Below are 11,563 nucleotides of genomic sequence, written 5' to 3' on the forward strand. Positions count from 1 at the left end.
ACCCTTGTGCGGGCAGGAGTTGGCGGGGGTCAGCGCAGGGCGCTCACCTTGTCGCCGTTCTCGAGCCGCCCGTCGAGCTCTGCGCGGGCGCCCTCCTTGGCGCGCACGGAGAGGGTGTTGCCGCGCGCGGAGGCCGTGACACCGCCCGAGGTGGCGATGGAGTCGACCTGGCGGCTGCCGCCGGCGAGCAGATACCAGCTGCCGGCGCGGGACTTCCACATGACTCCGGCGAGCACCTTCGGGTCGCGCGGGCCGCAGGCCGGTGCGTCCTCGGCCTTGGCGGCGATGGCGCCGACGGGCTTGCCCGGTGCCTGGAACTGGGCGAGCGTACGGCTGCCCGCGCCGCGCCAGGTCTCGGCGCGGGTGCAGACCCAGTGCGCGGTGCCGTTGTTCTCGGGCAGGGGCTGGGAGGCGTACGCCCAGGAGTTGACGGCCCGGACGCCGTGCGCGCGTACGGCGGGCAGCAGACAGGCGGTGCGGGCCCAGCTCTCGCGGGCGGCGCTGCCGGAGACCTCGCGCGGCGCCTCGGGGCGGCCCGAGGTGAGGTGGGCCGGAGTGAGCTCGCCGAGGTCGGTGACGGTGCGGGTGGTGGCGGTGTCGCTCACCTCCAGGGCGTTCCAGGACGTGCAGTCGCGGGCCTCGGCGGGGCTGGTGACCGGGTCCGTCACGCCGTCGTCGCTGCGGCCGAGCGCGCGCGCCTCCGCGGCCGGATCGAGGAGGTCGCGGACCGCAACGCCTTGTACCCAAGGGGCGGTCAGATAGCGGACGTTGCCGTCCGTGCGGCCCACGACGAGGGCGCTCGCGGTGGGCGCTCCCGCGCCGTCCACGCGCGCGAAGTCCAGGGCGGCGCCGCTCGTGCCCTCCTTGGGCTCGGCATAGCGCGCGATCCGCAGCCCGTCGTAGAGGAGTACGACCCGGGCCTGGTCGACCTCGCCCGCGTAAAGGAGCTGGGCCGGTCCCGGCGGCGCGCCCGCCGGCGTGCCGGGGGTCGCCGAGACCTGCACGGCCTCACCGGGCCGCGCCCACACGGCGAGCGCTCGGCGCAGCAGCTCCTTGTCGCCGGTGAGCGAACCGCGCGCGGGCCAGACGGAGAAGTCGGTACGTGCCGAGCGCTTCCATGCGTCGGCTGCCGCGGCCGTCAACTGGTCCGGATCAAGGGCGGCTTCGGCCGCCGGATTCTTCGCGTACGAGGGTGCCGCGGCGCCGTCGGGCCCCCACCCGTCCCCGGGCAGCCCGAGCAGCGCACCGCAGACCACCACGGCGGCGGTGGCGACCAGGGCGGCCTTGGTGTGCTGGCGGCGGCGCATCAGATCCGTGGGCCGTGCCTGGAGCGAGCACGGGTCGAACTCGGGGGAGTCGAGCAGGGCGTACAGCGCTTCCACGCCGTCCGCCTCCGCGAGCGCCGCATGCGCGTCCTCGACGCCCGCCGCGTCCAGGATCTTGCGTACCTCGGTGTCCGGGAGCCCTTCGAGGCCGCGCAGCACATAGGCGGCGCGGGCCGGTCCGGAGAGCGCGGAGAGCCGCTGGTCCAGGGCGAGTTCATCGGCGCCGCCCGAACGCGGGAAGAGCCGCAGCCCCCACACCTGCGGCAGCAGCGGCGGGAACTGCGCCCGCCTGGGCCAGGCCTTGCGCTTGAGCGGCAGCCCGGCTTCCAGGGCGCTCTTGAGAACCCTCAGCCGTACGTACGCGTATCCAGGGTCGCCGAGTCGCCCCTGACCGCTGCCGCCGCGCTGCTCGGGGAAGGCGGGGGCGTCGCCGGGGGTGCGGCCCTTGGGCAGGGCGCGCTGCGCGAGGGAATGCGCGGTCAGGACGCGGCGGTTGCGGCCGAGGCTCGGCGGCAGCACGAGATACCCGAGACGGACGAGCCGCGGGTAGTGCTCGACGATGGCCGCTTCGGCCTGCTCGACAGCGACGGCGGGAGCGGCCGGTGCGGGGTCCTGGGCGGGGCGGCGGGTGGCGACATCCGGAGAACTCACGTTCAGCAAAACGAGCGAATCGTGGGATGGTCACTCGAACTCGGGTGCCTGGCGGCGCCGTTGGGTTCAGGAGCCGGGCTTGTTGACCGGCCGGCGGATGTCCTCGCGGATCCCGGCGGCCTCCTCCGCCGCCAACTTCAGGGCGTCGTAGCCCTCGAACTGAAGGACGGCGATGGTGTTCTGGTCGGCCCAGGCGCACATCACCCCTGCGCGGGACGAGAACTCCCGGCAGCTGAACTCCGTCTTCGATCCGGGGACGCGGACTTTCTCGAGCGGTTCCTCGGACTCCGTCAACTCGTCGGTGTCGTCCAGGTTCGCGATCATCCTCAGCATCCGGTCGCCGGGCTTCTTGAAGCTTCCGTACTCGGCGGAGATCACGACAGTGTCGAAGCTGGACTCCCTGGTCCCCTTGTAGTCGGCCGTGAGCTCGAACGCGTCCTGCCGTGTGGCGTCGTCCTGCAGCTTGTCCGGGCCGATCTGGAGGACGGCGGTCTGCAGTTTGTAAGCACCGTCGAGGAGTTGCGTGGGCCGGGTGATCTCGTAAGCGGCTGCGGGGAACGTCTGATCGCCGCCCCCTTCGCCGTCTCCGCCGGTGTCGGGGGTGCCACCGGCCAACTTGGTGGCGAGGAAACCGCCGGCCACGAACACGCAAGCCGCGATCGCGATGCGCCAGTTCCGTGCGGTGCGCGACGGGGTGGACGAGGGCGAGCCCCCCGCCGGGGCGGGCCGAGTGGCGAGGTGGTGGAGGCCGCCGGCGGTGGCGGCATCCTCGCCGCCGCGACCTGCGGTCGGCGCGGAAGGAGCCGGGGTGCCAGGGGATGAGGCGGCGCGGGGCGAGACGGCGTGGGGCGAGACGGCCGGGGACGGAGCGGCCACCGGTGTCGGCTGCGCAGGGGAGACCGCCACGGTCGGCGGATGCGTGGGCGGCTGCGGCTGTGCGGAGGGCTGCGGGGCGAACAGGTCGAGCAGACGCTCCGGAGTCGGCCGTGCGGCCGGGTCCTTCGCCAGACAGTCGGTGACTATGCGGCGCATCCCTTCCGGTACGGACGAGAGGTCCGGCGTCTCGTGTACCGAGCGGTACATCAGCCCCATCGGCGTCCCCGCGCCGAACGCGCTGCCGCCGGCAGCGGCGACGAGCACCGCGCCCAGCGCGAACACATCGGCCGCGGGGCCCACTTCGAGCCCCTGCGCCTGTTCGGGCGCAAGGAACCCGGGCGTACCGAAGGCGGCTCCCGTGGAGGTCAGGCGGGTGGACTCGACGGCCCGTGCGATCCCGAAGTCGAGGACGCGCGGGCCGTCCTCGGCCATGATGATGTTGCCCGGCTTGAGATCGCGATGGATCAGTCCGCAGTTGTGGATGGCTTGCAGAGCTTCCGCCAACGCCGCGCCCAGGGAGCGCAGTCGGGTTTCGTTCATCGGGCCCTGCCGGTCGATGAGGCCGGCCAGCGTCGGCCCCGCCACGTACGCCGTCGCCAGCCAGGGAGTGTCCGCGTCCGGGTCGGCGTCGACGACCTGCGCCGTATGGAAGCCGCCGACCTTGCGGGCGGCCTCGACCTCGGCACGGAACCGTGCGCGGAAGTGCGGATCGGCGGCCAGCTCGGGGCGCGCCACCTTGACCGCGACCGTTCGCCCGCCGCGTGAGCGCGCCTGGTACACCATCCCCATGCCGCCCGCGCCCAGCTCGCGCTCGACGGTGTAGGGGCCGATGCGGCCCGGCAGTTCCACCCCGTACGTCATCTGTCGCTTGCTCCCCCGTAGAGACACCGGTGCTCCCCCGTAGAGACACCGGGCGTCAGTATGGCCGCCTGGTCCGGCGGACGCCACGAGGGTCACCAGTCGCCTCGGGGCTCCTGTGGTTCCGAACCCGGGGAAAGTACACGGGCGCATGCGCCGCAGGTGCACGATGGGCCCATGCGCTTACGCCCCCACATAGCCCGACTAGCGTGTGCAGCCGCCGTGTTCGCCCTGGTGCTCGGTTGCAGCGGTGAGCAGAAGCCGGAGCCGAAGACGGTCACCGGAACCCTCGAGGAGATCGCCGAGAAGGCGGACTGCGAGCCGAACGTCCAGACGGACGCGGCCGAACTGCGCCAGGCCAACTGCCGTAACGGAGAAGGCCGGTTCATCCTCACCACGTTCGCCACGGACCGCGGCCAGCGCGAGTGGATCAACGAGGCCAATGACTACGGCGGTACGTATCTCGTCGGCCGCAAGTGGGTCGCCAGCGGCGAGGAGAAGGTGGTCATGTCTCTGCGCGGCCGGCTCGGCGGGACCGTGGAGCGTGCCGGGCACCACTCGGGGAGTAGCGGTGCTGGGGGGAGCGGGCACACAGGGGGCCACGGGCACTGAGCCGGCCGCGCAGGCCGGGGGCATGGGCCCCGCGTGGGGGACGGGGCCCATGGTCGGTGAACAGCGGTACGCGGCCGGGGTCAGGGGCAGCGGTCCGCGGCCGGGTCAGCGGCAGCGGTCACCGCGGTTGATGCAGCTCACCAGGCGCCGCATCTCCCGGTCGGCGAACACGTTGATGAAGTCTCCGTGGTCGGTGACCGGCTTGTGCAGCTGCTCGGGGAAGGAGTCGACCGCGAAGTTCGGCTCCGGCGGCACGTCGTACACGATCCGCTGCACCAGCTGCGGGATGGCCCGGAAGCCCCCCGGGCAGCGCCCGTCGGCGCCGGCGAAGGCCACGTGCGTACGGTGGTTGGCGCTGTCGATGTTCGCGCCGTCCCAGCAGCTCTGGAACTTGAAGGTGCGCACCACCTTGGAACCCTCGGGGCACAGCGGGTATTTGTCCTTCAGCTGCCGGTTCTCGAATCCGGTGCAGCTCCATGAGGCATTGGCATTCGCATTGCCGTTGGTGAACGCCTTGGCGTCACCGGTGATGATCCGCAGAAAACGCGGCATGGCGACGACCTTGGCGGTGGGATTGCCCACGAACTTCAGCGTGACCTGGTCGGGGGTCTGGATCTCTCCCACGTTCTGGTCGTTTCCGCCGCCGTCGGCCTGGGCGTCTTCTTCTTCCTGGCCGTTCTGAATCCTGAGGACCGGCCAGTAGTACGTGGACTTGTCCCGCTGATTGCGGCAGGTGGTCCGCCCGTTGGCGAGATCCTCGTCGCTGGAGAAAGCGTCCGTCGCCTGGTTTCCGACGTAATCGTGCATATGGTGGGCGCCATTGCTCACACCCGGAGCGACAATGACATTGTCCGGGTTGAACTTGCCGTTCGCGTTCGTTCCGCACTTGGTCTCGAACTGCCCGCGGGACGCGCCGCGTTGATTGCGCACCTTGTTCACATTGGGCTCGACGTCCTCGATCGGGACGAAGTCGTCGGGGGAGGGTCCGTTGCCGGCCTGCCCGCCGTTGCCCGGCTCCTCGCCCGGCTCCTCACCCTGCCCGCCGTCCTGGCCGCCGTCCTCGCCCTGCCCGGGGTCCTCGCTCGGGCTCGCGGTCCCGCCCTGGTCAGGGGGCTGCTCGTCGGCCCGTAACGTACAAGGCGCGTTGGAGTCCAAGCCCTCGGGCGGTTGGCCTCCCGCCTGCTGTATCGCGCCGGAGATCGCGGCGAGCGTGCCGCGGCGCTGCTCCTCCAGCGGGCCGAGGACCGTTTCCTGGGCCGCACCGGGATCCTCGGCGAACTTCCGGTACGCCTCGGTGATCTGCGTGTCCAGGGCCGCGAGTTCACGGTCCACGGCCTCGCGTGCCCCTTGTGGCACGTCCTGCAGCGACGTGGCGACATCCGGGCAGTCGATGGTCGACATGCGCGGCCCGGACTGCGCGTCCTGGGTCGCGGCAGGAGGCTGGTCGCCGCCTTCGCCCGCGGAGGCGTAGACATTGACGAGCGTCACTCCGCCGGCGCCCAGGACCAATGCCGCCGAGGCGGCGACCGCCCGGCGGGCCAGCTTTGAACGTTTGCGTGATGTGCGTCCCATGGGGCTGTGTACGCGGACGATCTCCGCTTGTTTCAGCGGCCCCAGAAGTTCGTAGAATTCTCCGGGTTCAATTCCGGCACAACACCCTCAACAGGGGCCAATCTCAACGCCCTTCGTTCCCCGTCGCGTTCTCAGCGCCCTTGGTCCAGATAGGCGATCACCGCGAGCACCCGCCGGTTGTCGTCGTCCGACACCGGGAGATCGAGTTTCGCGAAGATATTGGAGGTGTGCTTGGCGATCGCCCGTTCCGTGATGAACAGCTGGCCCGCGATCGCCGCGTTGGACCGCCCCTGCGCCATGAGCTCGAGCACTTCGAGCTCCCGCGGGGTGAGCCCGCCGAGCGGACGGTCCGACTGCCGCCGCGCGAGCAGCTGCTGGATCACCTGCGGGTCCATCGCGGTGCCGCCCGCCGCGACCCGGCGTACCGCGTCGATGAACTGCTCGGCGTCGAAGACCCGGTCCTTGAGCAGATACCCGATCCCGCCGTTGCCGTCCGCGAGCAGCTCCCGCGCGTACAGCTGCTCCACGTGCTGCGACAGGATCAGCACGGGCAGCCCGGGCCGCACCTTGCGGGCGGCCAGCGCGCACTGCAGGCCCTCGTCGGTGTGCGAGGGCGGCAGGCGTACGTCGCAGATCGCCACGTCGGGCGTCAACTCGGCGAAGGCCTTGGTCAGTTCGGGCCCCGACTCCACGGCCGCGACGACCTCGAAGTCGTACGCCTCCAGCATCCGCACCAGGCCGTCGCGCAGCAGGAACAGATCTTCGGCTAGGAGTACGCGCAAGGGATCTCCATGGTCACCATGGTGGGACCGCCCGCGGGAGAGCTGACGGCCAGGACACCGTCGAATGTACCGAGCCGGCGTTCCACACCGGCGAGTCCGCTGCCCGCGCCGATCCTCGCGCCCCCCTGTCCGTTGTCGGTGACGGAGATGCGCAGATGGCCGTCGGCGTGGTGCACATCCACCCAGATCCGCTCGGCGCCCGCGTGCTTGACCGCGTTGGTGAGCACCTCGCTCACCGCGAAGTACGCGGCGGACTCCACCGGTTCCCCGAGGCGTCCCGGCAGCGTGACGTCCACGTCCGTCGGGACCGGAAGCCGCAGCGCGAGCGCCTTGACCGCGTCCCCGAGCCCGCGCTCGGCGAGCACCGGCGGGTGAATGCCGCGGACCAGATCGCGCAGCTCGGTCAGGGCGTCCGCCGAGTTCTGCCGGGCCTGGGCGAGCAGCTGCTTCGCCTTCGCCGGGTCCTTCTCGACCAGCGCCTCGATCGTGCCGAGGTCCATGCCCATGGCGACGAGCCTGGCCTGCGCTCCGTCGTGCAAGTCCCGCTCGATACGGCGCAGTTCGGCCGCCGAGGCGTCCACCGCGTCATGCCGTGACTCGGTGAGCTGGTCGATCCGGGCGTCCAGGCGGGCCTTGCCGGTGGGAGCGAGGGAGGCGCGGGCGACGGCGAAGTGGGCGCGTACGAGATACGGGTTGAACAGCAGCCCGACCGCGATCCAGACCAGGCCGAGCAGAGAGGCCAGGAAGGCCGAACCCCAGCCCTGTACCGGGATGAACGCGTACCACCAGTCCCCGAGCACCGTCCACAGGCCCGCGAACAGCAGGATGCCGAAGAGCCCTTCGACGAGCAGCCCCGGCGCGAGCACCGCGGTGACCGCGCCGGCCGTCATGTCGGTGAGCAGCCACCGCAGGTCCCGCCAGGTCGCGGGGTCCTTGAGCATGAGGTTGAGCCGCTCCACGTGACCGACGAACCCCGTGCGCGCATCGGCGGGCAGGCGGCGGTACGGCACGGGGATCTCCATGCCCGCCCACTCGGCCGCGAGGCGGCGCCGGGAGGTGGCATGGGCGCGCACCAGGTCGAGGAGGTACGGCGTGGTCAGGACGCCGACGCCGATCGGGATCAGCGCGAGCGACACCACCGTCAGGACGAACAGGACGATCGAGGCCGTCAGCGCGAGCAGCGCGAGCGCGAGGCCCTGTGCCGCGGCGAGCAGCGAGCCGCGCACCCTCTTCGTCGCAGTCCTGTCCACGCCCATGGCGACCGTCCTCCTGGATCTGTGCGTACGCCGGTGCGGCGTGTACGTCATCCAGTGTGGCGGGCACGGACGCCCAGGTCACGGGGTTCCGCCCCCGGCCGGGGGTGTAGCTGGCACCACCCCGGCCGGGTCTTCGGGGCGCGGAGCCTCAGAGCCCCAGGACCTTCGCCTCCACCTCGGGGTCGACGCCCTTCCTCGGCCGGTCCGGGCGCTGCGGTGCCTCGCCGCCGATGGACCGCAGCCAGTCCCAGGTGTCGGCGACCGTCTCGCGTACGGGGCGGCAGCGCAGGCCGGTGGCCACGGCCCGTGACACATCGGCGGCGTGCAGGGCGTCATGCATATCGGTCGCCGGCGGCACCCATACGGGCAGCTGCGTCCACGGCTCGATCCCCGCGTCGAGGATCACCTGCGGTGCGGTCCACCGCAGCTCGGCATCGGAGCCGACCACGTCCACGACCGCCTCGAGCAGCTCGCCCATGGTCGCGTGCCCCTGCGGGCTCATCATGTTGTACGGGCCGCTGAGGCCCGCCTCGATGCCGTCCAGGATCCAGTCGGCCATGTCCCGCACGTCGACGTACTGCAGCGGCAGTTCACGAGGTCCCGGGGCGAGCGTGGGGCCGCCGCGCGCGATACGGCTCAGCCACCAGGGCAGCCGGCCGACGTTCTCGTACGGGCCGAGCAGCAGGCCGGCGCGTACGAGCAGGGAGCGGTCGGGGCCGAAGGATTCGAGCGCGGCGAGTTCGCCGCCCCGCTTGTCGGCGGCGTAGTCGGTGGCGTCCGCGCCCGGCTCGCCCTCGACGACCGGAGCGCTCTCGTCGTAGCCGGCGGGCGGGGCCCAGGTGTAGACGGAGCAGCTGGAGATGTAGACATAGCGACCCACGCGGTCCTCGAGCAGCCGCGCCGCGTCCTGGACGGCGCGGGGCGCATGGGACCAGGTGTCGACCACCGCGTCCCACTCGCCTTCGGCAAGCGCGTCGAGCCCGCCGGGCGCGGTGCGGTCGCCGGTCAGCGCGGTCGCACCCTCGGGCACCGGGTTGTTCCCCCGATTGAAAACGGTGAGCTCCCACCCACGCGCGAGCGCCCGCTCGGCCACGGCACGTCCGGCGAACTCGGTTCCACCAAGAAGAAGAAGTCGCATACGGGGATCGTGCCTGACCTGGGGGCGCTGGGGGAACGGCCTTCTGCCGAGGGCAGATCAACTCAGCCCCTGCGGCGATTGAGCAGATCCGAACGAAGTTCGGATGCGGGGGCAAGGGGCGAAGACCCAAACCACCCCCACCCACCCGGACCGCCTCTTGCGCCCCACAAAGAACCTGGCACGATGTGCGCGATGACGGATGCCCGGTCGCCGATGCGCGCCCTGCGAGCCGCACTCTTCGCGGCAGTGGCCGTCACGCTGGCAGGCGTGGGGCATTCGTCCATGTCCGACCATGAACTTCCGCTCAGCCCCCTTCTGCTGGCCTTTGTCGCACTCACTGCCACCGCATGGTGCGCGAGCGGCCGCCGCCGCGGAGTCGGAACCATCGGCGCCGGCATGCTCGCCGTCCAGACCCTGCTGCACGGCATCTTCGCCCTCACCGGCGCACACTCCGCCGCCGCGCAGTCCCCGCACGCCGAGCATCTGCAGCACGCAGGCATGCCGGGCATGGCAGCGGAAACGACCCTGCTCGACACCCTGACCCACGGCTCCCTGGGCATGCTCGCCGCCCACTTGGTGGCCGGGCTGCTCTGCGCGCTGTGGATCGCCCGCGGCGAAGCGGCCTTCTTCCAGCTCGTCGAGGCCCTGGCCGCCTTCGCGTTCACTCCGCTGCGGCTGCTGCTGACTTCCGTACGGCTCCCGGACGCGCCCCGCCCCGTGCGGCGCCGTCGGCCGCGACGGACACGGGCCTGCCCCCGTACCGCCGTACTCGCCCATGCCGTGATCCGGCGCGGGCCGCCCGCGTGGGCGCTCCTCCCGTATCAAGCGCCCGCCGCTGTCTGACCGTTCGCGCCGCTTCCCGGCCGGACGGCTCCTCCTCGCGTATCCGCGCAGGCGGTGGGCGTGCTGCCCCCTGCCCTTCCGCGCGCCGGCACCGTATCCGCATCGCATCCGTATGCGCTGCCGCGCGCCCACGCGAATGCACGAGGACACCATGGCGATCGACGACCGGCCCAAGCCGGAACAATCCGACCCCTCAGAGCCCACCGCACCCGCCGGCACCACCCCGGCCACCGACCCCGCCGCCAAGCCCGGCGCCTGGTCGGCGCTGCGCCCCCTGCTCCTGCGGCTGCACTTCTACGCGGGCATCCTGATCGCCCCGTTCCTGTTCGTCGCCGCCGCGAGCGGCCTGCTGTACGCGCTCTCGTTCCAGGCCGAGAAGATCGTGTACAGCCATGAACTCGAGGTACCGGTGGGCGATTCGGCCCTCCCGCTCACCCAGCAGGTCGAGGCCGCCGAGCAAGCGCACCCCGAGGGCACCGTCACCGCCGTCTGGCCCTCGTCCGAGGACGGCATGACGACCCGGGTCCTCTTCGACAGCCCGGAGGTCGACGAGGGCAAGACGCTCGCGGTGTTCGTGGACCCGTACAACGGCGAGATCCGCGGTGAACTCCCGTCCTACGGCGGCTCAGGCGCCCTGCCGGTGCGCGCCTGGACCTCCGAGCTGCACCGCCATCTCCACCTGGGCGAACCCGGCCGCCACTACAGCGAACTCGCCGCGAGCTGGCTGTGGGTGGTGGTGCTCGGCGGACTGCTGCTCTGGTTCGCCCGGCGCCGGGCCCGCCGCCGAGAGCTGGTCAAGCCCGCGCGGGGACAGAAGAAGGGCCGCGCCCGCACCCTCTCGTGGCACGGTTCGATCGGTCTGTGGGCCGCGCTCGGACTGCTCTTCCTGTCCGCGACCGGACTCACCTGGTCGAAGTACGCGGGCGTGAGCATCGGTGAACTCCAGGACAAACTCGGCGGCGCGACTCCCGCGGTCGACGCGGCCACCACACCGGCCGCCGGCGGAGACTCCGGTCACGGCGACCACGGCGGGGGCGGGGACCACGCCGAACACAAGGGTGCGGACGTCGGACTCGACCGCATCCTGGAGATCGCCCGCGGTGAGGGCATCGACGGCAGGACCACGGTGACGGTCCCGAGCGAGGGCCAGGGCTATGTGGTCAAGCAGAACGACACCACGTGGCCGTACCACCTGGACTCGGTGGCGATCGATCCCGCGGACGGCAAGGTCCTCGACAAGGTCAGCTTCTCCGACTACCCGCTGCTCGCGAAGCTCACGAGCCTCGGCATCAACCTGCACATGGGCGTGCTCTTCGGCCTGGCCAACCAGTTGCTGCTCGCGGCGCTGATGCTGGGCACGATGCTGCTGATCTTCTGGGGCTACCGCATGTGGTGGCTGCGCCGCCCGACCAAGTCGGGCGCCCTGGGCATGGGCCGCCCGATGCCGCGCGGCACCTGGCGCAAGGTGCCGCTGCCCGTCCTGCTGCCGCTGCTCGCCGTGACGGCGGTCATCGGCTGGTACGTCCCGCTGTTCGGGCTGAGCCTGCTCGCGTTCCTGCTGGTGGACGCGGTGGCCGGGGCGGTCGGCCGAGCCCGGTCGCGTACGGCGGCCTGATCGGTACGGGGTGGGCCGCCTGCCGTCCGGCAGGC

At 71.7% G+C, this 11,563-nt stretch carries 9 protein-coding genes; 3 read left to right on the plus strand and 6 right to left on the minus strand.

Annotated features, from left to right (window positions below; all coding sequences use genetic code 11):
- Positions 1-29: 29 nt before the first annotated feature.
- Entirely contained in the window at positions 30-1,976 is a 1,947-nt protein-coding gene (locus G6045_RS19725) for a hypothetical protein (RefSeq protein ID WP_165333322.1), read from the minus strand.
- Positions 1,977-2,042: 66 nt separating this feature from the next.
- A complete protein-coding gene (locus G6045_RS41525) occupies positions 2,043-3,713 on the minus strand; it encodes a serine/threonine protein kinase (protein WP_235968064.1) in 1,671 nt (556 codons plus the stop codon).
- Between the two features lie 174 nt (positions 3,714-3,887).
- On the opposite strand from G6045_RS41525, the gene G6045_RS19735 reads away from it, so the two are divergent.
- Positions 3,888-4,322, plus strand: coding sequence for a hypothetical protein (locus G6045_RS19735; protein WP_235968065.1), 435 nt, complete (start codon positions 3,888-3,890; stop codon positions 4,320-4,322).
- Positions 4,323-4,427: 105 nt separating this feature from the next.
- Here the strand turns inward: G6045_RS19735 and G6045_RS19740 are convergent, their stop codons facing one another.
- From G6045_RS19740 to G6045_RS19755, 4 genes are all read right to left on the minus strand, one after another.
- Complete coding sequence (locus G6045_RS19740; RefSeq protein ID WP_165333323.1) at positions 4,428-5,894, minus strand: DUF1996 domain-containing protein; 1,467 nt, start codon at positions 5,892-5,894, stop codon at positions 4,428-4,430.
- Between the two features lie 131 nt (positions 5,895-6,025).
- Positions 6,026-6,676 carry a response regulator transcription factor gene (locus G6045_RS19745; protein ID WP_165333324.1) on the minus strand — a complete coding sequence of 217 codons (651 nt, stop codon included), beginning with the start codon at positions 6,674-6,676 and terminating at the stop codon, positions 6,026-6,028.
- Positions 6,661-7,932, minus strand: a complete 1,272-nt coding sequence (locus G6045_RS19750) for a sensor histidine kinase (RefSeq protein ID WP_165333325.1) — start codon at positions 7,930-7,932, stop codon at positions 6,661-6,663. Before G6045_RS19750 ends, G6045_RS19745 begins: the two co-directional genes overlap by 16 nt.
- A 148-nt stretch (positions 7,933-8,080) precedes the next feature.
- Entirely contained in the window at positions 8,081-9,070 is a 990-nt protein-coding gene (locus tag G6045_RS19755) for an NAD-dependent epimerase/dehydratase family protein (protein WP_165333326.1), read from the minus strand.
- A 192-nt stretch (positions 9,071-9,262) separates the two neighbouring features.
- On the opposite strand from G6045_RS19755, the gene G6045_RS19760 reads away from it, so the two are divergent.
- Positions 9,263-9,913, plus strand: coding sequence for a hypothetical protein (locus tag G6045_RS19760; RefSeq protein ID WP_235968067.1), 651 nt, complete (start codon positions 9,263-9,265; stop codon positions 9,911-9,913).
- Between the two features lie 151 nt (positions 9,914-10,064).
- Positions 10,065-11,528: a PepSY-associated TM helix domain-containing protein gene (locus G6045_RS19765; RefSeq protein ID WP_165333327.1), complete on the plus strand. Its 1,464-nt coding sequence runs from the start codon at positions 10,065-10,067 to the stop codon at positions 11,526-11,528.
- Positions 11,529-11,563: the final 35 nt, after the last annotated feature.

Origin of the sequence: Streptomyces mesophilus (genome assembly GCF_011044995.1) — a bacterium.
GTDB classification, from domain to species: Bacteria; Actinomycetota; Actinomycetes; order Streptomycetales; family Streptomycetaceae; genus Streptomyces; species Streptomyces mesophilus.